The sequence below is a fragment of the Pseudomonas sp. B21-010 genome (assembly GCF_024749325.1).
Classification (GTDB): domain Bacteria; phylum Pseudomonadota; class Gammaproteobacteria; order Pseudomonadales; family Pseudomonadaceae; genus Aquipseudomonas; species Aquipseudomonas kilonensis.
Window position 1 is genome coordinate 2,712,235 of record NZ_CP087198.1, and the last position, 22,846, is coordinate 2,735,080.

General features: G+C 61.3%; 17 protein-coding genes. 8 read left to right on the forward strand and 9 right to left on the reverse strand.

Annotated features, from left to right (window positions below):
- Positions 1-356 precede the first annotated feature (356 nt).
- Positions 357-1,139 carry a DNA-binding transcriptional regulator KdgR gene (gene kdgR, locus LOY50_RS12050; protein ID WP_253473834.1) on the reverse strand — a complete coding sequence of 261 codons (783 nt, stop codon included), beginning with the start codon at positions 1,137-1,139 and terminating at the stop codon, positions 357-359.
- A gap of 153 nt (positions 1,140-1,292) precedes the next feature.
- Here kdgR and LOY50_RS12055 point away from each other — a divergent pair, with 153 nt between their 5' ends.
- From LOY50_RS12055 to uxuA, 6 genes are all read left to right on the forward strand, one after another.
- Positions 1,293-2,294: a sugar kinase gene (locus tag LOY50_RS12055; protein ID WP_258691229.1), complete on the forward strand. Its 1,002-nt coding sequence runs from the start codon at positions 1,293-1,295 to the stop codon at positions 2,292-2,294.
- 4 nt (positions 2,295-2,298) lie between these two features.
- A complete protein-coding gene (gene manD, locus LOY50_RS12060) occupies positions 2,299-3,510 on the forward strand; it encodes a D-mannonate dehydratase ManD (protein WP_060742694.1) in 1,212 nt (403 codons plus the stop codon).
- Positions 3,511-3,564: 54 nt separating this feature from the next.
- A complete protein-coding gene (locus LOY50_RS12065; RefSeq protein ID WP_258690951.1) occupies positions 3,565-4,596 on the forward strand; it encodes a Zn-dependent oxidoreductase in 1,032 nt (343 codons plus the stop codon).
- Between the two features lie 78 nt (positions 4,597-4,674).
- Positions 4,675-5,967, forward strand: a complete 1,293-nt coding sequence (locus LOY50_RS12070) for an MFS transporter (protein WP_253473838.1) — start codon at positions 4,675-4,677, stop codon at positions 5,965-5,967.
- 17 nt (positions 5,968-5,984) lie between these two features.
- A complete protein-coding gene (locus LOY50_RS12075) occupies positions 5,985-7,442 on the forward strand; it encodes a mannitol dehydrogenase family protein (protein WP_258690952.1) in 1,458 nt (485 codons plus the stop codon).
- A 16-nt stretch (positions 7,443-7,458) separates the two neighbouring features.
- Positions 7,459-8,646 (forward strand): mannonate dehydratase, encoded by a 1,188-nt coding sequence (gene uxuA / locus LOY50_RS12080; protein ID WP_253473842.1) that lies wholly within the window; start codon positions 7,459-7,461, stop codon positions 8,644-8,646.
- Between the two features lie 202 nt (positions 8,647-8,848).
- Here the strand turns inward: uxuA and LOY50_RS12085 are convergent, their stop codons facing one another.
- The 3 genes from LOY50_RS12085 to LOY50_RS12095 form a co-directional block, all read right to left on the reverse strand.
- On the reverse strand, positions 8,849-9,562 hold the full coding sequence (locus LOY50_RS12085) for a FadR/GntR family transcriptional regulator (RefSeq protein ID WP_258690953.1): 714 nt from the start codon (positions 9,560-9,562) through the stop codon (positions 8,849-8,851).
- A 177-nt stretch (positions 9,563-9,739) separates the two neighbouring features.
- Complete coding sequence (locus LOY50_RS12090; RefSeq protein ID WP_258690954.1) at positions 9,740-11,266, reverse strand: UxaA family hydrolase; 1,527 nt, start codon at positions 11,264-11,266, stop codon at positions 9,740-9,742.
- 17 nt (positions 11,267-11,283) lie between these two features.
- Complete coding sequence (locus LOY50_RS12095; RefSeq protein WP_258690955.1) at positions 11,284-12,294, reverse strand: zinc-binding alcohol dehydrogenase family protein; 1,011 nt, start codon at positions 12,292-12,294, stop codon at positions 11,284-11,286.
- A 301-nt stretch (positions 12,295-12,595) separates the two neighbouring features.
- Between LOY50_RS12095 and treA the strand changes: the two genes are divergently transcribed.
- Positions 12,596-14,224 carry an alpha,alpha-trehalase TreA gene (gene treA / locus LOY50_RS12100; protein WP_258690956.1) on the forward strand — a complete coding sequence of 543 codons (1,629 nt, stop codon included), beginning with the start codon at positions 12,596-12,598 and terminating at the stop codon, positions 14,222-14,224.
- A 190-nt stretch (positions 14,225-14,414) separates the two neighbouring features.
- Here the strand turns inward: treA and LOY50_RS12105 are convergent, their stop codons facing one another.
- Together LOY50_RS12105 and LOY50_RS12110 are read right to left on the reverse strand one after the other, a co-directional pair.
- A complete protein-coding gene (locus LOY50_RS12105) occupies positions 14,415-15,368 on the reverse strand; it encodes a GGDEF domain-containing protein (protein ID WP_253473852.1) in 954 nt (317 codons plus the stop codon).
- 3 nt (positions 15,369-15,371) lie between these two features.
- Positions 15,372-16,382, reverse strand: coding sequence for a response regulator (locus LOY50_RS12110; RefSeq protein WP_214509328.1), 1,011 nt, complete (start codon positions 16,380-16,382; stop codon positions 15,372-15,374).
- Between the two features lie 354 nt (positions 16,383-16,736).
- On the opposite strand from LOY50_RS12110, the gene LOY50_RS12115 reads away from it, so the two are divergent.
- Positions 16,737-19,109: a bifunctional diguanylate cyclase/phosphodiesterase gene (locus LOY50_RS12115; RefSeq protein WP_258690957.1), complete on the forward strand. Its 2,373-nt coding sequence runs from the start codon at positions 16,737-16,739 to the stop codon at positions 19,107-19,109.
- Positions 19,110-19,118: 9 nt separating this feature from the next.
- On the opposite strand, the gene LOY50_RS12120 is transcribed toward LOY50_RS12115, so the two are convergent.
- From LOY50_RS12120 to LOY50_RS12130, 3 genes are all read right to left on the reverse strand, one after another.
- Positions 19,119-19,556 carry a substrate-binding domain-containing protein gene (locus LOY50_RS12120; protein ID WP_214509330.1) on the reverse strand — a complete coding sequence of 146 codons (438 nt, stop codon included), beginning with the start codon at positions 19,554-19,556 and terminating at the stop codon, positions 19,119-19,121.
- Positions 19,557-19,567: 11 nt separating this feature from the next.
- A complete protein-coding gene (locus LOY50_RS12125; RefSeq protein ID WP_253473861.1) occupies positions 19,568-20,800 on the reverse strand; it encodes a porin in 1,233 nt (410 codons plus the stop codon).
- 92 nt (positions 20,801-20,892) lie between these two features.
- A complete protein-coding gene (locus LOY50_RS12130) occupies positions 20,893-22,755 on the reverse strand; it encodes an ATP-binding protein (protein WP_258690958.1) in 1,863 nt (620 codons plus the stop codon).
- Between the last annotated feature and the right edge of the window lie 91 nt (positions 22,756-22,846).

The window sequence follows — 22,846 nt, forward strand, 5'->3', positions numbered from 1 at the left end:
GGCCATCGTGGTTAACGGGGCCTCCAGATCAAAAGCAAAAGCGAGGCGGCCTGATAGCCGACCTGTCTTTTTCGGTCGTACACCCATCCGAGCTGTGGGAGCAAAGCTTGCTCGCGAGGCGGCCTGACAGCCGACCTATCTCTCCTGCCGTACCCCGCACACAATGGTCCTGCGCTGAATGCAAAGCTCATGAACACCCAAGCCCCCTGTGGCGAGGGAGCTTGCTCCCGCTCGGCTGCGAAGCAGTCGTGAACCGGCGGGTGCGGTGTGTCTGATGCTGCGCATTCGGCAGGTTTTGGGGCCGCTTCGCGGCCCAGCGGGAGCAAGCTCCCTCGCCACGGGGTTGTCGACGGCCATTACCGCGCATGCCAGCCCAACTGGCTTGAGATCTGTTGGGTGGCTTGCATCAGTTGCTTGACGTAGTCCTGCTTCAACTCTTCCCTGAAGCGAAAACAGGGAAATGAAACGCTCATCCCGCCGATCACATGGCCAAAACGGTCGCGGATCGGTGCGGCCAGGCAACGCATGTTGTCTTCGAACTCTTCATGGTCCTCGGCATAGCCTTGCTGGCGAACGGTCTCCAGTTCTTGCAGATACGCCTCGGCGCTGGTCAGGGTATTGGCCGTACGGCGCTCGAAACTTTCCAGCTCCAGGTGAGCGAGCAATTCGTCTTCTTCAAGCCAGGCCATCAGCACCTTGCCGATGCCAGTGCAGTACAACGGCGCCCGCCGGCCGATCCGCGAGTACATGCGCAGGTTGTACTTGGAGTCGATCTTGTGCACGTAGACGATGCTGCCTTCGTCGAGAATCCCCAGGTGGACGGTCTCGCCGGTCAGCTCGTTGATCCGTCGCATGCCCGGCTCCGCTTCCCGGACGATGTCCAGGTGGGGCAAGGCCTGGGCCCCCAGTTCAAACAGCCGGACGCTGAGGCGATAGCGATCCTCGGCGTCCTGCACCACATACCCACGTGCCTTGAGCGACTGCAAGAAGCGATAGACCGTCGCCTTGGACATGTCCAGCTTGTTGGCGATTTCCGAGACGCCGCTTTCTTCCGGATGCTCGGCCAGTGCCTCGAGCACGGCCATGGTCCGGCCCACCGCCGACACCAGATCGTTGTTTGGAATGACGCTGTTGTCCATGAAGGCTCCAACGTGAAAGTAAAACCCAAGGATATACGCAAGCAGAACAAAACGCTGTTTCATTTTTGCTTGACGAGGCGGCAAATCTGACTAGACTCGGGCCTTGAGATAAAAATGAAACGCCGTTTTAAAAACAAGAAAGGCGCGTTGATTATGGATGTAACGCTTAACCATGGCCCAGAGACCCGCTTCGCCCGCCCGCTGAAGGTGGCGTTGGTGGGGGAATGCATGATCGAGATGCGCGGTGAACCGGGTGCCGCGATCATGCAGACCTTCGGTGGCGATACGCTCAACACCGCGGTCTACCTGGCCCGATTGAATTTGCGTGGCGCAGTGGCCGTGGACTACATGACGGCCGTGGGCAGCGATGCATTCAGCGTTGCCATGCGCCGGTCCTGGCTGGATGAAGGGATAGGTGATGCCCATGTCCGCGTGATCGAAGACGCGCTGCCGGGGCTGTATTTCATCCAGACCGATCCCCACGGCGAGCGGCGTTTCCTCTACTGGCGCGGGGAAGCGGCGGCGCGGCGCATGTTCGAGGGCCCCGAGGCAGAGGCCATGCTCGATGCGCTGGCCGATTACGACTACGTCTACCTGAGCGGCATCAGCCTGGCGATCCTCACGCCAGAAGGGCGCCAACGCCTGATCCAGGCCTTGCTCCTGGCGCGCCGAGCCGGCACGCGCATCGTCTTCGACAACAACTACCGCCCCCACCTTTGGCCCGATCCTGAAACGGCCCGGCAGGCCTACCGCGACCTGTTGCAGCTGACCGACCTGGCCCTGGTCACCTGGGAAGATGACGCGGCCCTGTTCGGCTATCCCGACACGCAGGCCTTGTTCAATGCCTACGCCCATGCGGGAATCCGCGAAGTGGCCCTCAAGCGCGGCGCCGCCAGCTGCTTGATCCAGTGCCCGACAGGGCGTTTCGAAGTACCCGCGCAAACCGTTACCCATGTCATCGACACCACCGCTGCCGGTGATTCGTTCAACGCCGCCTACCTGGCCTGCCGCCTGCGCGGCGGCGATCCAGAGCAAGCCGCCCGCTGGGGCCATCGCCTGGCTGCCCAGGTCGTCCAATACCGGGGGGCGCTGATTCCCCTGGCGGCGATGCCGAACATGGGCACGTCCTTACTCCCTTCTGTTGCACAGGTCTGACTTTATGAAAATTGTTGAAGCGCGCGTCATCGTGACCTGTCCGGGTCGCAACCTGGTCACCTTGAAAATCGTCACCGATGAAGGCCTCTACGGCATTGGCGATGCGACGTTGAATGGCCGCGAACTGGCAGTGGTCGCGTATCTGGAGGAGCACGTGCTGCCTGCGCTGATCGGCCGCGACGCCCACCGCATCGAGGACATCTGGCAGTACCTGTATCGCGGTGCGTACTGGCGCCGGGGGCCGGTGACCATGACCGCCATTGCCGCCGTCGACGTGGCGCTCTGGGATATCAAGGCCAAGGCCGCGAACATGCCGTTGTACCAGTTGCTCGGTGGCAAGAGCCGCGAGCGGGTGATGGTCTATGGGCACGCCACCGGCAAGGACATCGAAGGGTGCCTGGACGAAGTCGCCCGTCACGTCGAGCTGGGCTATAAAGCCGTGCGTGTGCAATGCGGTGTGCCCGGCATTGCCACCACCTACGGCGTCGCCAAGCGCAGTGGCGAGCGCTACGAGCCGGCCGACAGCGACCTGCCCGCCGAACACGTCTGGGACACCGCCAAATACCTCAACTACGTCCCCAAGCTATTCGCCGCCGTGCGCGAACGCTTTGGCGACGACCTGCATATCCTCCACGACGTGCACCATCGCCTGACGCCTATCGAAGCCGGGCGTCTGGGCAAGGCCGTGGAGCCGTACAACCTGTTCTGGCTGGAAGACTGTACGCCGGCCGAAAACCAGCAGAGCTTTCGCCTGATTCGCCAGCACACCACCACACCGTTGGCCGTTGGCGAGGTGTTCAACTCCATCCATGACTGCCGCGAGTTGATCCAGGAACAATTGATCGACTACATCCGCACGACGCTGGTGCATGCCGGCGGCATTACCCACGTGCGGCGTATTGCCGATTTCGCCGCGCTGTTCCAGGTGCGGACCGGCTTTCACGGCGCCACCGACCTGTCGCCGGTGTGCATGGGCGCGGCCCTGCATTTCGATACCTGGGTACCCAACTTCGGCATTCAGGAACACATGCCTCACGAAGACCGCATCGATGAAGTCTTTCCCCACGCCTATCGCTTCGAGGATGGCCACTTCACGCCGGGCGAAACACCGGGGCATGGCGTCGACATCGATGAAGACCTTGCCCGCCAATACCCCTACAAGCGCGCCAGCCTGCCGGTCAACCGTCTTGAAGACGGCACGCTGTGGCATTGGTGAAACGGTTTTAACCCTTTGAGCAAACGGGGCGAATGTCCCGTCAGGAGTGACCCGATGAAAGCGTTCCAGGTAAGAGCACCCTTCGAGTTCGGGCTGGCCCAGGTCGACCGACCGCAGATCGCCCATGGCGAGGTCCAGGTCGATGTGGCTTACGCCGGCATCTGTGGCTCGGACATGCACATCATTCATGGGCAGAACGCATTCGTGCGTTTCCCCCGTGTCACCGGCCATGAGTTCTCCGGGGTAGTCCGGCAAGTCGGCGAGGGCGTCGACCACCTGCAAGTGGGTGACCGGGTGTGCGTCGATCCGGTGATCAGTTGCGGCACCTGTTACCCCTGTCGGATTGGCCGACCGAATGTCTGCACCCGTTTGCAAGTGATCGGCGTGCATCGCGACGGCGGCTTCAGCGAGCAGGTATGCGTACCGGCCGAGAACGCCCACCGCTTGCCCGATTCGATGTCCCTAAGCCACGGCGCCCTGGTTGAGCCATATTCCATTGCCCTGAACGTGCTCGATCGCATGCAGCCCCATCCGGGCGACAGCGTGTTGATCTACGGTGCCGGGGTGATCGGCCTGACTCTGGTGCAGATGGCCCGGGCGCTAGGATTGACCGACATCACCGTGACCGATGTCATCGACAGCCGCCTGGAGACGGCGCGGGCGCTGGGTGCCAGCCGAACCCTCAACGGCCAGCAAGTCGACGTCGAGGCCACGATGCGTGAATTGACCCAGGGTGAAGGCGTGCCGCTGATTGTCGACGCTGCTTGCATCCCGGCCTTGATGCCGCAGATGGTGCGCCTGGCTTCGCCGGCCGGGCGCATCGGGTTGCTGGGCTTCAATGCCACGCCCAGTGATCTGGTGCAGTTGGAAATGATCAAGAAGGAACTCACGTTGGTGGGCTCGCGGCTCAATAACCGCAAGTTCCCGCGGGTGATCGAACTGATCGCCAGCGGCAAGTTGCAGGTCCAGGACCTGATCAGCCATCGCGTCAGCTTCGACGAAATGCCCGGCGCCATCGATCTGATCGAAAAACATCCCGAGCAAACCCGAAAAGTGCTGGTGGAACTGACGAACGCCCATCCCTGAGCCGTCGGTATCACCGGTTTCATCGTGCCTGTCATGGGCACCCTCACCGAATAAACACAACAAGCGGGAGGTTCCACCATGTTTGGTCAAGGACGTAGCTTAATCATCATCATGCTGTTCCTGGCCGGGGTCATCAATTACCTCGACCGCTCGGCATTGTCTGTGGCGGCGCCTTTCATCCAGAAGGACTACGGTCTGAGTACGGGTGAGATGGGCATGATCTTCAGTAGTTTTTTCGTCGGTTATGCTGCTTTCAACTTCATCGGCGGCTGGGCTGCCGACCGTTACGGCGCCAAGACCACGTTGCTGTTGGCGATGGTGCTGTGGTCGCTGTTCAGCGGTCTCACCGTGTTGACGGTGGGCTTCGCTTCGCTGGTGCTCATTCGCATCCTGTTTGGCATGGGTGAAGGACCGCTCAGTGTCACCACCAGCAAGATGGTGAACAACTGGTACACCCCCAAGCGCCGGGCGCGGGCGATTGGTACGTCGATGTCCGGCACGCCGCTGGGTGGGGCGATTTCAGGCCCGGTGGTGGGCTTTATCGCCGTCACCTACGGCTGGAAGATGTCGTTCATCATCATCATGGTAATCGGTCTGGTCTGGGCCGCGGTATGGTTCAAGTTCGTCAAGGAAAGGCCAGAAGGCGAGGGCGCCGAGGAGATTCTGCGGGCCGAGGGGCAAAGCGAGTTGGCGGCACAACCGGTGTTCCCACTGCGCTTCTACCTCAAGCAGCCAACGGTGCTGTTCACCTCCCTGGCGTTCTTTTCCTATAACTACACCTTGTTCTTCTTCCTGACCTGGTTCCCCAGCTACCTGACCATGGCCCACGGCCTGAACGTCAAGGACATGAGCATCGCCACGGTCATTCCCTGGGTGCTGGGTTTCCTCGGCCTGGCCTTGGGCGGTTTCATCTCCGACTTTGTGTTCAAGAAAACCGGAAAGATGATGTTCTCCCGCAAAGTGGTGCTGGTGACCTGCCTGCTGGCCTGCGCCGTTTGCATCGCCTGTGCGGGGATGGTCAAGACCCTGTATCCGGCGGTCATCCTCGTCGCTTTGGCGGTGTTCTTCCTATACCTCACCGGCGCCATCTACTGGGCGATCATCCAGGACACCGTCCCGGCGGCGCGGGTGGGCGGCGTCAGCGGTTTCATGCACTTTTTGGCGAACACCTCGGGCATTGTCGGCCCGACCCTGACGGGTTTCCTGGTGCAGTTCACCGGCTCGTTCACCAGTGCATTCCTGCTGGCGGGGCTGCTGACCGTGATCGGTGCCGTGTGTGTGGCGCGCTACGTGAAACCGCTGTCGGTGGCCGATACCGGCAAGGCGGCGGAACAAAACCCGCAACCCGCTTCGGCCCTGGGCCATCCCTGAACAGAAGGAGTGAGTCGATGCCTGTTGTGAAACGTGTACCTTGCACCGGGACTGCAATGCAGATCGGTATCGTGCACCTGGGCCTGGGCGCGTTTCACCGCGCGCACCAGGCGGTCTACCTGCAACGCCATCTCAATCGCCATGGCGAAAGTGACTGGGGATTGTGCAGTGCCAACCTGCGCTCCAATCGCACCTTGGTCGAGCAATTGCGCGAGCAGGACGGCCGCTACCATGTGGCCGAGTACCGCGACCGTGAGCAGGTGACGCTGCGTGAAATCGGGGTGTTGCGCCAGGCTTTGTATGTGGGCGAAGGCGGTCAAGAGCTGGAGCATTTGCTGCAACGCATGGCCGCGCCGCAAACGCGGATCGTCACGCTCACTGTCACAGAAAAGGGCTACTGCCTGAGCCCTTCCTCCGGGCAGTTGCGCCGCGAAGATCCGACGATTGCCCATGACATCGCGCATCCACAAACGCCACGCTCGGCCCCCGGCATTGTCCTTGAAGCCCTGCGTCGCCGTCGCGCGGCAGGCATCCCGGCCTTCACCGTGTTGTGCTGCGACAACATGCCCGATAACGGCCAGCGCACCCGCCAGGCGGTCAGCGCCTTGGCCGCATTGCAGGATGAGGCGTTGGCGCAGTGGGTCGAGCAGCAGGTGGCGTTTCCCAGTTGCATGGTCGATCGCATCGTGCCGGCCATGGACGACGAGTCCTTCCGCCGGTTGGAGCAACAACTGGACTGCCACGACCGTGCGGCAGTGGTCTGTGAAAGCTTCAGCCAGTGGGTGATCGAGGATCACTTTCCCCTCGGCCGCCCGGACTGGGAAGTGGAAGGCGTGCAGATGGTCGACGACGTGCGTCCGTTTGAAACGATGAAGCTGCGCATGCTCAATGGCAGCCATTCATTGCTGGCCTACGTGGGGCTGCTGGCCGGCCATGAGTCGGTCTTCGAAGCCGTCAGCGACGTGAAGCTGGCGCGCCTCATCGAACGCTACATGGCCGAGGAAGCCGCACCCACCCTGGACATGCCGGCTGGTCTCGATCTTTCGGTGTATGCCCACGACCTGCGGGCGCGCTTTGCCAACGACAGCTTGCAACATCGCTTGCGCCAGATCGCCATGGACGGCTCGCAGAAACTGCCGCAACGCTGGTTGCTCGGCGCGCAGCAATTGCTCGACCAAGGGCGCAGCATCGACTGTACCACCCTGGGCATTGCGGCCTGGATTCACTACTGCACGCAGCCGTTGCCTGGTCAGTCGATGCACGTGATCGACGACCCGCTGAGCGCAACCTTTGCCGATCTTGCGGGACGCTTCGAAGGCGCATCGCGGGTGAATGCTTTCCTCGACCTGGATGAGGTCTTCCCGCCGCAGCTGGCGGCTCGCGCAGAGTTTCGCGATGCCGTGCACCGTGCCTATCGCACCCTGGTCCGCGATGGTGTGGACAGCCTGTTGCCCCCCCTTGCCGCACCCAACTGATAACAAGGAGAAGAACATGGAACAGACATGGCGTTGGTTTGGCCCCAAAGACCCGATCTCCCTGGCGGACGTTCGCCAAACCGGTGCGACCGGCATCGTCACCGCGCTGCACGAAATCCCCAATGGCCAGGTGTGGCCAGTGGAGGCCATCGCGGCGCGCAAGCAGATGATCGAAGCGGCCGGCTTGAGCTGGTCGGTGGTGGAAAGCATTCCGGTGCACGAAGACATCAAGCGCGGCTGTGGACGGCGCGACGAGTACATCGCCAACTACCAGCAAAGCGTGCGCAACCTGGCGAGCTGCGGCATCGATATCGTCTGCTACAACTTCATGCCGGTGCTGGACTGGACCCGTACCGACCTGGCCTATGAACTGGCGGATGGTGGCTGGGCACTGCGTTTCGATCAGACCGCATTCGCCGCCTTCGATCTGTTCATCCTCCAGCGCCCCGCTGCGCAGGCCGAATACAGCGCCGAAGATATCCAGCAGGCCAAGGCCTACTTCGAACAACTGACGCCGGCCCGCCGCGAAACCTTGGTCAACACCTTGATCGCAGGCTTGCCCGGTGCCGAGGAACACTACAGCCTGGACAACTTCCGTGACTTGCTGCGTACCTACGCCGACATCGACGAGGCCACGTTGCGCGAACACCTGGGGTATTTCCTGCGCGCGGTGATCCCCGTCGCGGAGGAGGTGGGTGTGCGCATGGCGATCCACCCGGACGACCCGCCCCGGGCGCTGCTCGGCTTGCCCCGCATCCTCTCCACTGCCGAAGACGCCCAGTGGCTGCTGGACGCAGCTCCAAGCCCGGCCAATGGCCTGACGTTCTGCACCGGCTCCTATGGCGTGCGTGAAGACAACGACCTGGTGGCGATGGCCAAGCACTTTGCGCCGTTCATCTACTTCACCCATCTGCGCTCAACCCGCCGGGAAACCGACCCACGCAGCTTCCATGAAGCCCATCACCTGGACGGCGACGTCGACATGGTCGGCGTCATCGCTGCCCTGGTGGCTGAAGAGCACCGACGTGAGCGCGAAGGCGGCCCGCGCTTGCCGCTGCGTCCCGACCATGGGCATCAACTGCTGGACGACCAACAGCGCAAAAGCAATCCCGGCTACTCACTGATCGGCCGTCTCAAGGGCCTGGCGGAAATCCGCGGCGTGGAGCTGGCTGTGCGTCGACAACTGAGTCAAGTAGCGCACTAACCCCGTGGCGAGGGAGCTTGCTCCCGCTGGGTTCTGTAGGAGCTGGCGAAGCCTGCGATCTTTTGATCTTGATCTTTCGCTGGAGATTCAAGTGTCAGGGGAAAGATCGCAGCCTCGTTGCACTCGACAGCTCCTACACAGCTCCTACGGGGCGCAACCCAGCGGGAGCAAGCTCCCTCGCCACAAAAGCCAAACCGCAGGCTTAGTCGCGGTTGTCTTCCGGTTCCAGCGCTTGCAGCCAACGGTTCTCCGAGCGGCTCAGATGCTGGCGCATTGAGGTTTGGGCGCCGAGCACATCCTTGTTGGCTACGGCGTGCAGGATCGCCTCATGCTCGATGACCGCAGCTTCCCACGTCAGGGCGTTCTCCGAGTGTTTGCTCAGGTGAGCCGAAATCGGGTTGTGTCGTTCATCAAAGAGTGCAGTGATGATCCGGACCAGGGCGGAGTTGCCGCTCATCTTGGCCAGGCGCTGATGGAATCGACGGTCATCCTCCAGCGGAGGCAGGCCATTGGCAATGCTCGCGCGCATGGCATCGATACATTCCTGCAGATAGCGGTAGTCGCTTTTCTTGCCGTGCAAACACGCCAGGATCACCGATTCACCTTCGATCAAGGCGCGCGCCTGCATCAGTTCCGACGGGCTCTCGCCCAAGGTCATGCTCGGGTTTTTTCCGTCCTTGGGCTTGGCGCGCACGTACACGCCGGAGCCCATCTTGATCTCGATGTCACCGTCTATTTCCAAGGCAATCAGCGCCTCGCGCAGCGACGGCCTGGAAACCCCCAGCAGTTGGGTCAGGTCACGCTCGGGGGGAAGCCTGGAGCCTGCCTTGAAATCCCCTTGGGCGATGTAGTTGCGCAGTTGATCGGCGATTTTCTGGTACGGCTTTCGCTCGGCGGCGTTGATCGGTGAGACCATGGGAGGGCGTCCATCGGAGAGTCCGCAAAGGCTACCATAGGCGCTTGATGGTGTTCATTTATGTGGGAGCGAGCTGCTCGCGAAGGCGGTGGGTCAGCTTGCATCAATGCTGAATGTACCGCCGCTTTCGCGAGCAAGCTCGCTCCCACAGGGGAAGGGTTGCAGTGACTCCGTCATTCACATCACCGCGCCGATTTGCCAGGGCAGGAACTCGTTATCGCCCAAGCCGTTTTCCTCGCTGCAAGTGCGGTGTCCGGACGCCGTCTCCAGCATCAGTCGGAACAACCGCTCACCCGCCTGCGCCACCGACTCCAGGCCATCGACAATGCCACCAGCGTTGAAGTCCATGTCCAGTTCCATGCGTTGGAACAGGCGAGTATTGGTGGCGATCTTCAAGGAGGGCGTGGGTTTGCAGCCGTAGGTCGAGCCACGGCCCGTGGTGAAGCAGATGAGATTCGCGCCACCCGCCACCTGGCCGGTCGCGGACACCGGGTCATAGCCGGGCGTGTCCATGAACACCAGGCCTCGGGCATCGACCGTTTCAGCGTATTGGTAAACGCCCATCAGCCCGGTCGCACCGGCTTTCGCCACGGCGCCCAGGGATTTTTCCAGGATGGTGGTGATGCCCCCGGCCTTGTTGCCCGGCGAAGGGTTGTTGTTCATATCACCGTCGTTGTGGCGCACGTAAGCTTCCCACCAGTGGATCCGCTCCATCAATTTTTCCGCGATTTCGGCAGACACCGCGCGGGCCGTCAGCAAGTGTTCGGCCCCATAGATTTCCGGCGTTTCCGAAAGAATCGCGGTGCCGCCATGTTGCACCAACAGGTCCACGGCCGCGCCGAGTGCCGGATTGGCCGTGATGCCCGAGTAACCATCCGAGCCGCCGCATTGCAAGCCGACGCATAAGTGGCTGGCGGCGACGGTCGACCGTTGGTATTGGTTGATGACAGGCAGCATCGCTTCAATATGGGCGATGCCACGGCGCACGGCTTCGCGAGTACCGCCTTCCTCCTGAATGATCAGGCTGGCCTTGAGCACAGCGCGGCGATCCCCCAGTTCATTCATCAACGGGGTCAGTTGGTTGACTTCGCACCCCAGGCCGATCAACAGCACGCCGGCGAAGTTGGCGTGATCGGCATAGCCGCGCAAGGTGCGCTTGAGGATGTCGATGCCTTCACCCTTGGCGCCCATGCCACAGCCGCTGCCGTGGGTGATCGCAACGACGCCATCGACATTGGGGAAGTCTTTCAGGCGTTCCGGAGAAAATGCGTTGGCGATGTGCTTGCAGACGGTTGCCGAGCAGTTGACGCTGGAAATGACACCGATGTAATTGCGTGTACCGACGCGCCCATCCTCACGGACGTAGCCTTCGAACGTAGCGGGATCATTGCTCAACGAGGTGGGCACATAGACGTTCCGTACACGGTGTTCGGCATTGGTGGCGGGCATGTCCAGGTTGTGCACGTGGACGTAATCGCCGGGCTCGATGTCCCGGGTTGCCTGGCCAATGGTCTGTCCGTACTTGAGCAGCCGTTGGCCGGCCAACACCGTGCGCAGGGCGATCTTGTGGCCGGACGGAACCGGCTGCCGGGCGGTCAGGGTGATGCCGTCGGCACTCACGTGCTGACCTTCGGCGATATCGCCCCGGGCCACTGCGACATCATCACCCGGTGCCAGCACAAGCAAAGAAGAAGGCGGGTTCATGCGACGTCCTCCGATTCCTAGCACTCGATGATGGCTTTGACGACGCCCTGGCTGGGGTCGAGCAATGTGGCGAACGAATCGGCCACGTCGCCCAGCGTCAGTCGGTGGGTGTTCAGGGCCGCATCCGGAATCAATCCGTCGCGCAGGCATCGCTCGACGTGGCGGAAGTCTTCCTGGGTGGCGTTGCGGCTGCCCATCAGCGTGGCTTCGCGCTTGTGGAATTCAGGGTCGGAGAAGGTGATGGAGTCCCGCACCACCGAAATCATCACATAGGTACCGCCGTGGGCGATGAACTCGAACCCGCGTTCCATGGCCCGTGCGTTACCGGTGGCATCGAATACCACGTCGAAAAAATCACCCCCTGTCAGTTCAGCCAGGGTCTGCTTGTCGCCTTCGCCGATGTGCACGGCGGCGTGGATATCCAAGTGTTGCTTGCAGAACGCAAGACGATCCTCACGGGTATCCAGGACGGTGACTTGTGCTCCACGCAGGCTGGCGAAGATTGCCGCCGCCATGCCGATCGGGCCGGTGCCGACCACCAGCGCGCGTTTATCCGCCTGGACATTTGAGCGCCGCACCGCATGCGCGCCGATGGAAAGGAACTCGATCATCGCCGCCTGATCAAGGGAAGCACCCACGGCCTTGTGCACGAATTCGTGGGGAACGCTCAGGTACTCAGTGAACGCGCCATCGCAATGAACGCCCAGCACTTGAATGCGGGTGCAGCAGTTGGTCTTGCCCTGGCGGCAGGCGATGCATGTCCCGCAGGAGAGGTAGGGCATCACATAGACAACATCACCGATGGCGAGGTCGCTGGCGCTGTCCGTCTCGTCGACTACCCCGGAGAACTCGTGGCCCATGACGCGCGGATATTCGAGGTACGGCTGATTGCCGGTGAAAATGTGCAGATCGGTGCCGCAGACCCCGACGCGCTTGACCCGGATGAGGATCTCCCCCGGTTTCCTGAGGGGCTTTTCACGTTTGATGGCGGTTAACGAGCCGGGTTCGTTACAGATGACAGTCAGCATGTCGATGCTCCTTGGCTGGCGTGCAGGCAGTGGCTGCCTGCAGGCGGGAGGAGGGTTATGAGCGCACGGCTGCCGGGACCGGGGCTCTCTTTTTTGTTGTAGGCGGGCAGTGACCTGCACCGATGACCTTGCTCCGAAACTACAGGCCGGAAAAAATATTGGCAAGACCAATTAATAAAAAAATAGATTGGACTGACCAAATGTAATCTGAGCGTCGCCCGGCACTGCATCATTGAGTGAACCCAGGCCCATTCCGGCAGGTCACTCGTGTGTCAGGAACAAAAACAGGATGGACCCTCTGATGCGATCTATTAACCTCGCCAGCCTCTCTTTTGCCGCGCTGCTGTGCGTGGCGTGCTCAAGTCAACCGCCCGCAACATGGAGCTACGCAGACGCCCAAGGACGGGCCAATCTCCCCCCCGACCAGGCCTATCCCGAGCTCTTTGAAGCGGTGCAACGCGAGCAGGTGTTCACTGACCAGAAGCATTTCGTGGACGCACTGCCCAACCGTGATCCAGCGCAGATCCGCGCCGATTACCTGGTCCGACGTAACCGCGATGGCTTCGATATCAAGGCTTTCGTGAAAGACAACTTCATCGAATCCGGCGAAGCCGAAAGCCCGGCTCCCAAGCCCGGCGCTCCGATCGAGGCACACATCGACAGCCTCTGGCCGGTACTGAGTCGATCCTACAGCCAGGTGCCGGCCTACAGCAGCTTGTTGCCCCTGCCGCAGCCCTATGTGGTGCCCGGCGGACGTTTTCGCGAGATGTATTACTGGGATTCGTATTTCACCATGCTGGGGCTTGAGCAGAGCGGTGATAAGGCCCAGGTCCGGCAGATGACCGACAACTTTGCCTACATGATCGACACCTACGGCCACATTCCCAACGGCAATCGCACCTACTACTTGAGCCGGTCGCAGCCGCCATTTTTTGCTTACATGGTGGAGTTACAGGCGCGTATCGAGGGCGACCAGTCCTATGGACGATACCTGCCGCAGTTGCAGAAGGAGTATGCCTATTGGATGGAGGGCGCCAAGTCACTCAAGCCCGGCACGGCTGAGCGGCACGTGGTCAAGCTCGCCGATGGCAGTGTGCTCAACCGCTATTGGGATGCCAGCCCGACGCCTCGAGAGGAATCGTGGTTGCAAGATGTCCGCACTGCCGAGCAGGCGCCGGACCGGGCCAGGGAAGAGGTCTGGCGAGACCTGCGCGCTGGCGCCGAAAGTGGCTGGGACTTCAGCTCGCGCTGGTTGGACGATGGCCAGAACCTGGCGAGTATTCGCACCACGGCCATCGTGCCCGTGGATCTGAATAGCCTGATCTATCATCTGGAAAACACCATCGCCAAAGCCTGCGAGACGGTGCAGAACAACCCCTGCGTCCAGGCTTACGGCCGGCGCGCCGAACAGCGCCAGCGGGCCATCGAGAAGCACTTGTGGAATGCCGACAAAGGTTTCTACGTGGACTACGACTGGCAACGCAACCAGCCACGCCAGCAGCTTACGGCCGCGACGCTATTCCCGCTGTATACGGGGCTGGCGTCTGTCGAGCATGCCAATCGCACTGCCGATGCGGTACGTGACGGCCTGTTGCGCCCCGGCGGCATCGCCACCACCCAGGTCAGTAATGGCCAGCAATGGGACGAGCCCAATGGCTGGGCACCGTTGCAATGGGTCGCGGTGGAGGGGCTGGACCGCTACCAGCACACCGCCCTGGCGCAGCAAATTGGCAGCCGCTTCTTGCAGCAGGTCGAGAACCTTTACCGCAGGGAAAACAAGCTGGTGGAGAAATACGATCTGTCCGGGCGCGGAGACGGCGGGGGAGGCGGCGAATATGAACTGCAGGACGGCTTCGGCTGGACAAATGGGGTGACGCTAAAGCTGCTGGGTAAATATGGCGAAGCTTCCCCAGGGCTTGTGGGTGAGTAAATGCCAACGGCCCCTGTGGGAGCGAACGCTGTGTAGGAGCTGTCGAGTGCAACGAGGCTGCGATCTTTCTGAGTCTGAAGGGAAAGATCAAGGTCAAAAGATCGCAGGCTTCGCCAGCTCCTACAGAGCCCAGCGGGGCGGTGCGACGTTTCGTAAAATCCCCTCGCCACAGCGAGCCGTTGTGGCCTGGCTATTCATGCACCGTCACCCGATTGCGCCCGGTCTTCTTCGACGTATACAGCGCCTGATCCGCCCTGGCGATCAGGTCGGCGTGGTCGTTCGAGGGCTGGCTCAGGTCGGCCACGCCCAGGCTGATGGTGAAACGGATGGTCTGGTCGTTGTACACCACCTCCAGCGCCTCCACGGAGTGCCGCATGCGTTCGGCGAAAGTGAGTGCACCGCTGCTGTCGGTATCTGAAAGCACCACGCCAAACTCTTCACCGCCATAGCGCCCGACCACATCGGAGTCGCGCGCATGTTCGAGCAGCAGCCTGGCGACTTGCTCGATGACCTTGTCGCCGGCCTGGTGACCGTAGGTGTCGTTGACCCGCTTGAAGTGATCGATATCGAGCATCACCAGGCTCAACGCATGGCCGTAGCGCTGGTGCCGGGCGTAGGCGGCTTTCAGGTTGGCCTCCCAATGCCCGCGGTTGTACAGCCCCGTCAGTCGATCAGTGCTGGAGAGTTGTTGCAACTGCGCGTTGGCGGCCTGGAGCTGATGCCGGTTGGCGGCGACGTCGGTGACGTCATAGATCACCAGGCAGATGTGCTTGATGGTGTTGTCAGGCGAGCGTAGCGGCAGCAGCGTGGTGTTCTGGTACATGAACGCTTCCTGGCCGGTGATCGGCTGGTAGCTCTTGAACCGAATCAGGTACGGGCGCTGCTCCCAGACCGTGAACGCTGGCGTGCCCAGGGTCGCGACACTTTCCACCTTGCGGCTGAACCACTGGCGATCGATTTCAGGGAACAGGCTGAAAAAATGCTGATTGTGGGCATCCTTGGGCTGCACCCCGGAGCGGTTCTCCATGAAGGTGTTCCAGACCTGCACGCGGTACTCGCGGTCGAGCACCACGACACCGACGTCGATGCTCTGAACGATGGCCAGCAACCAGTGAAATTCGTTCAGATCGATGGGATCGTTCATGGCTCAGCTCATCAGGTAGGCGAGTTTGTGGGTCAACCGTTCGATGGAGTCTTCCGTGAACAGCAGCAACAGGTCGAAGCGAATATCGTGTCCTTCCAGGCTGTAGCTGATTTCCACCGCCAGGGTCTTTTTCCAGTGCTTGCGGTTGACCTGGATCAGGTCCTCGATGGCCGCGTGCTGGCCGAGGATCTGCGGATGGCCCTGGGAAAACACCACATCGATCTGTTCGGCAATGCTGCTCAGGCACGCACCGATCAAGACACTGGAAAGGTCCAGCAACATTTCCAGGTCCGAATAATCGGCGCTCTCGCGCTGCATCAGTTGCGCGATGTCGGCGATTTCCGAGTCATGGAATATCAGCAGGGCTTCACCGGCGATGCCGCTGCCAATGAAACCCTGGCAGATGGCCGTGAGTTGCTGGGAGCTGCCGACGTCGTTGAGCGCCATATGCAGTTCCCCGACCTCGAGGATGTTCACGTTCGGCACCGGCAACTGCACGAAGACCCCCAATACCTTGGCGATCAGGGCCGCTGCCCGGCCGATGGCCACGTTGACCGTCTCGCGGAACACATCGTGAAAACTGATGGCCGTGTTCGTGGCCGAACGATTCTGCAGCGGCACCTGGCTGGCTTGGGCCATTAGCCCCAGCCGCTCCAGTGTCTGGCGCAGGTCGTTTTCATCGAACGGTTTTTTCAGGAACGCCAGCGCGCCCAGCTCAAGCACGCGGCGCACCGCCTCGTCCTGGACGTCACCGGAAATCACGATGACTTGCGCCTTCAAGCCCTCGGCGCGCAAGGCGCTCAACACCTGGTAGCCATCCATCTCCGGCATGGTCAGGTCGAGCAGCACCACTTGCCCCAGGCCCTGGCGTATGGCGTCCATGGCCTGGCGCCCGTTGACCGCCTCGGTGACCGAAACCGGCCAGTCTGCAGGCAGCGCGCGCAACACCTGTTTGCGCGCCATGTTGGAGTCGTCACACACAACCAGGGGAATCAACGGCACAGGGGCATCCATTGGCGTTCGATGGTAGGGGAGGTCCTACGTACATCATTCATAGGCTGGCAGGGGCCCTTTGATTAACGAACAGGATTTATCAGGCATTGCGTCCTGCATGAAAGGCTTGCAGGGCACTGTTGTATTAAAAACTGGACCAATAAGTCAGGGGAGTCAACTGCACTTCGTCATTACAACCAGCGCAAAGCCACGGTCGGCGTGCCGATTGGTATTGGCAGGCACAGTTTGTGGTCTATAGTTTTCTGCAGGTCCGGAACCCTTCAGTGCCGGCGGCCAGGAACCACGGACGCCTCGCAGCGTTGCCGCGTCGGATACCCGCAGGCCGTCAGCAGTGAACAACGCAGGGAGCACACCATGGCGATCCAACGGGCGAGTGTACTGACGTCGGCCCAGGATGTCGCCCCTCGTGACAACACCTTGTCCGATGCGACAAGCGATCTGTTTCGGCGCCGCTTCGACCAGGTCAAGGAAGCCTACATTCTGTTCCCGCTGTTGGCGGTTCTCCTGCTATCGGTCATCTGGGCGGGCACCCTGTACCTGCTCAAGGTCGAACAGACCCGCGCGCAGCAGGGCATCGCCGAGGCGAGCCTGGAAATCGGCGCCACCTACGAAGCGCAGATCCTGCGGGCGGTGCGTGAAATCGACCAGACCCTCAAGCTCGTCAAGTACACCTACGAGTCCGAGCGCGAGGCAAACCCGCTGCCCAAGCTCAAGGCACGCGCCTTGCTGCCTTCACCTTATTTGTTTGATGTCAGCGTGGTTGATGCCAGTGGTCTGGTCGTGGCCAGTACCCAGTCGAGCGAGGTCGGAGACCGGCTCGCCAAGGATGAGCTGCAAACGGTGGAGCGTGACACTGCATTGTCGATCAGCCGCCCGTGGAAAAGCCCGGCGAAGGGGGAGTGGAAGTTGCGTTTCAGCCGGCGGCTCGACACGGGGGCTGGCGCATTCGCCGGGATCGCCATGGTTGAAGTCGATGCGGCCTATTTCGTCAGCAGTTATGACACCTCGAAGCTTGGCAATCAGGGCTTGCTCGGCCTGCTGGGCATCGACGGCGTCTTTCGGGCACGGCGCAGCGGGGAAGCGATATCGGCCGGCGATGAGGTTGATTACGCCGCCGTGGTGCCGGACACCGAAAACACTGACGCCGTACGCTTGATCAACGGAATGGACGGCGTGCGGCGCTACACCAGCGCCCGTCAGCTCTACGATTTTCCGCTGGCGGTGATCGTTGGGTTGTCCGAAGAAGAACAACTGGCCACAGTGACGCGACAAGCGCAGACCTACCTCTGGCGCACGGCCGGCGGCAGCCTGTTGCTGGTGTTGTTGGCGGGGCTGCTTGCCCGGATGAGCTGGCAGCTGGTGCAAAGCCGTCTGCGCGCAGGCGAAGCGAAAATTGCCTACGCCGAAAATGTCGAGTATCTGGCCTATCACGACGGCCTTACGGCGTTGCCCAATCGCAGTCTGTTCAGCATTCTGTTGAGCCAGAGCATCGGCGAGGCAAGTCGTTATCATCGGCAACTGGCGGTGCTGTTCCTTGACCTCGACCGCTTCAAGCAAGTCAACGATACGCTTGGGCACGATGCCGGCGATCAATTGCTCAAGGAGGTCGCGCTGCGACTCATGGCGTGTCTGCGCACCAGCGATACGGTCGCCCGATTGGGCGGCGACGAATTCGTGATCCTGCTGCCAGAGCTGTCCGATGACAAGGACGTGGCAACCACCGCCCAGAAGATCCTTGGCGCCGTTGCCCGGCCTTTCAACCTCCAGGGTCAGGAGTTCCGGGTGACCGCCAGCGTCGGCATCAGTGTCTTCCCACAGGATGGCCTGGACGAGCAGACGCTCAAGAAAAACGCCGATATCGCGATGTACCAGGCCAAGCAATGCGGCAAGAACAACTTCCAGTTCTACTCCGCGAAGCTGAACGCGGACTCACTGGAACGGATGACGCTGGAGCTGAGCTTGCGCCACGCGCTGGAGCGCCACGAGTTCCAGCTTCACTACCAGGCCAAGCGAGATATCGGCAGTGGTCGCATTACCGGCATGGAAGCGCTACTGCGCTGGAATCATCCGGACCTGGGTATCGTGGCACCGATGCAATTCATCCCGGTAGCGGAAGAGACCGGTTTGATCGTGCCGATCGGCAAGTGGGTGCTCAAGACCGCCTGCCAGCAAAACGTGGCGTGGCAGCAACAGGGATTGCCGCACCTGGGGGTCGCCGTGAACCTCACGGCACGGCAGTTTGCCGATGAGAACCTGCTTGCGGACCTGGCTGAGATATTGGCCGAAACCGGTATGGATGCACGTCTGCTGGAGCTGGAAATCGCCGAGAGCCTGCTCATGCAGGACGTCAAAAGAGCGTTGAGCGTGTTGACCGGGCTCAAACACTTGAAGGTCCGCATCGCCGTCGATGATTTCGGCATTGGCTATTCTTCGCTCTCTGCCCTCGAACAGTTTCCGCTCGACGTCATCAAGATCGACCGCTCGTGTATCTGCGATACCAGCAGCGTGTCGGAAGACAAAGCCTTGACCGAAGCCATTATTGCCATGGGCCGGACCCTCAGCCTGACCGTGGTGGCCCAAGGTGTGGAAACCAAGGAGCAGGCCGATTTCCTGCGCGACAATGCCTGCGACGAATTCCAGGGGTTCTACTTCAACAAACCGGTTCCTGCCGATCAGTTCAAGGTGTTGCTACAAGCCCAGGCGGCTGGCACGGATCTCGATAACTAAGGCCCGCGCTTATTGCGGGTCAAGCGGCAGTGCCCTGACGCTGCCGTCTACCTCCCGGGCATCGATATAGCCAATGGTGCCGGGGTTCTCTGCAATACGCTTCTTGACCTCCGCACTGCTTGAAACAGCCTGGGGCGGTTGGCCTCTGCCGGTAAAGATGATTTTCGACCAGTGCGCCTTGAGCTGGGCGGCGGACTTGCTTGTGAACGTTGTGTAGAACTCGTCGCGGGTCGGCGAATCTTCCGTCAGGTCAATGGGAGTTGCCTGTCCGCCGTCGGGGAAACGGCTGGTCTTGCCGAGGAAAATATCCGCCACCTGATTGCGCGCGAGCGCTTTCACCGGGCTGGACGTGGCGACGACCACGACCACGTCGGCCTTGACGGCGGCGCTGGCTGCGCACAGGGCGAGCCCCGCTACGGTGAATCCGATGAGCCTCACAAACCCCATGGCCCGCTCCATCAGAATACAAAATCGACAGCTAGGCTGATGACGTTGAGCGAGCCCCCCGACGTGAAGTCCGGTTGGGGATTGATCAACGGACCGACCGAGTTGCCCTTGAAACGTGTGTGATCGTATTGCAGTTTGGCGTCCATGTTCTTGGTGAAATCCCAGCGCACGCCAAGGGACACGGTCTGCTGGCCTTCGTTTGAGCCCAGGACAGAGTTGAGTGCACCGTTGAGCTGCTCGGCAACCCCCGCCAGGGCCGGTGGCAGGGCCGAAGCCGTCAGGCCCGGGCTGGAGACTTCTGTTTCGGTCTTGGACCGAGCGTAGGTGACATAGGGGGTGAACGCTGCAACGCGGTACCCGCCGCTGATGTACCAGCCACTGGTCCTGCCCAGGCCGGAACGGCTATCCAGACGTCCCCATTCGCTCATGACGAACCAATCGCCCGGATCATAGCTGGCGCCTACTCCAAAGAATTCGACGGGCGTGTCATCGGAGTCGTAGCGATCGGCGATGGCGATGCCTTCTGCACCGAACTCCCTGAACGTATCGAAGAGTGAATTGAACGGCTCCAGTGTCAGGTCGGCTTTCATGAAGGTGATGCGCGTGGTCAGGACGCCGAACTCGGTGGTGTTGGTGACCCCCCAGAAATTTCTCGTCAGTGCCTTGCCGGCGCCGTCAGGCTGACGGGTGTCGTTCTGGCCGTAGTGCGCCTGCACGGTATTGGTGATTTCATCGACACGAAACCGGTAGCTGCCATCGATGCCGTCGCTGCTGGAAATCGGCATCAGGCTGTAGACCTCCATGGGCGCCCGCACCCAGGGCAGGGTGTAGCCCACTTTTCGAGTGTCGGAGACCAGGAAAGTCGGCAATACGGTACGGCCAATGCGTGCGTTGAAGTCCGGCGTGAACTGGTACTTGATGTTGGCCCACTCGACAAAGGGGCGGTAGCTGTTGTCGTAGCGCTGCTCTGAAATGACCTGCACCACGGCCGACAGCTGCGGGGTGAACGTGGCGGTCAGTTGGGCACCGATCAGGCTGTCGACATCGGCGCTCCAGTTCCGTGAATGACCGGCGCCATTGGGTTTGAAGATACTGGAGGTGAAGTCGGCTCTTTTTTCGCTGGAATGGACGATCCCCACCGTGCCGAAACTGCTTAACGAGAACATATCGGCGGCGTCGGCGCTGGCGCCGCCGGCATACAGCGTCATGACGGCCAGGGCCAGTGTCTTGGGTCTTGTCGCCATAGGGTCAACGTGACCTCGTTGCATGGATCGCCATTCGTCTGTTCCTTGTAACGTTGGCTGAAGCTGCGCGCTACCACCCACCGAAGCGTAGTCTAGATCGCCAATTTGAGCGTAAAGGTTGCCCCTGTTCCCGGGCCATCGCTGTGGGCTTCCAGTGAACCGCCCATCTCCATGGCCGCCAGGACGCAGCTGTGCAAACCAAAACCATGGCCATCCTTGCGCGTGGTAAAGCCATGGGCAAAGATTCGCGTCAGGTTCTCGGGCGCGATGCCTTCGCCATTGTCGATGACCTTGATCACCAGGGTGTCTGCCTGGGGCATCTCACTCTGAAGGATGATTTGATGAGCAAGCTCCGGCTTCTCATCCATCGCCCTGCTGGCGTTTTTTATCAGATTGACCAGGATCAGCAGCACCCGGTGCTTGTCCAGCAGCAGCAAGGGCGTTTCGGCAAAGTTTCGTACCACGGTTATCTGGCGCGCCGCGATGATGCTGGCGTTCATGCGCAAGGCATCCTCGATCAGTTCCTTTATCTGCACGGTTTCGGCAATGGTAGAGGTGCCCGCATACGATTGCTGGGCGGAAACGATTTCCTTGATGTGGTCAACGCTTTTAGTCAGCTGGCCAAGTTCCTCGGTCATGCTCTGTTGCTCGACCGCTAGCGCGTCCACCAGTTGGTTCAGGTAGCCGGGCAGCAGCTTGCCTTTTTCGTCGTGGGAGATGAAGTCGCCGAGGTCCTCGGCATGCTCGTTCATCATTTGCACCGCCTTGCCGAGCCCCAAGGCCTTGCTGGTACGCAGCTTGCGGGTGACCATGTCGGCGGAGATATTCACGCTGTTGAGCACATTGCCCACGTTGTGCAGGACGTTGGTGGCGATTTCGGCCATGCCGGCCTGGCGGGCGGCCGCGGCCAGTTGCGTCTGCGCTTCGGCGGCGCGCAAACGGCTCTGCGCCAGTTGCCAGCTCATCCGGGCGAGCAGGCTCACCAACAACACCAGCACCAGGCTGCCGCCCGCGGCGCGCCAGAGATAGGTACGCGCTTGCTGGTTCACCGCGGCCAGTTGCTCTTGCTCGGACAAGCCGACAATCACCGCCAACGGAAAGTCGTAGAGCTGGCGGGCACTGGTGTAGCGCCGCACCCCGTCCCATCCGTTGACCGAGAGCACTGCGTCGGTGTTTTCGGCGTCTGGCACCACGGCGCTGTAATCGACCGTATCGCCGGCCAATACCGTTTCCCCGGTGCGCCGTACGCGGAAGATGCCGTCGGCGCCAAGGAGCCCGAGGGCACCCTGGTCGCCGAGTTTCGAGGCGTCGTAGCTGCTGACGAAGTAGGCGGCATCGACTTCGACCCTGGCGATCCCGGAAAGCCCGCCATCCGCGGCGTCGAGTCGCCGACTGAAGCGCAGGCGCCATTCCCCGGTGACAGGGCTTTTCCATGGATGGCTGATGGACAGCGAGTCACCATGGCGCAGCGTTTGTTGCTCATCCGGGTCCGCGATATTTTCCCGCTCGTTGACCCGCGTGCTTGCCACGAGCCTGCCGTCCGGGCTGACCACACTGACGTCAAACACCAAGGCCGGCGGCAACAAGGCCCGCTCCTGGAGCCGGCGCAGGGGATTAGGCTCACCTTCAGCTTCGTAGGTGTATTTGACCAGTTTGAGGGTTTGATCGATTTCATGAATGGCGCGCAGCATTTGCGCTTCGTAGGTGGCGCCCATCTCCATACTTGCCGTCGCGGCGCTCTGCTGCGCGCGGGCATGTTCAACCTTGATCAGGTACAGGGTCGCGGTCCAGATGGCCAGCAACAGAAGCGCGGCCAGCAACGGGAACAGGATGTAGGCTTCCTTGGCCTGGTCGATGCCGAACCGAAACACGCCGGCCTCGGTATCGCCATCAATCTCTGCATGATGGGCAGGGCCAGGGGCCAACCTCAGTGTCTCAGGCCGCTGGATCGGCATGGTGTGCTCCCTGCATTATTCACTACCGAAGGCTGGTGGGCATCCGACACGGTTACGGCTCGAGGGGGTGTTGCTCCTATGGCCCGAGCGA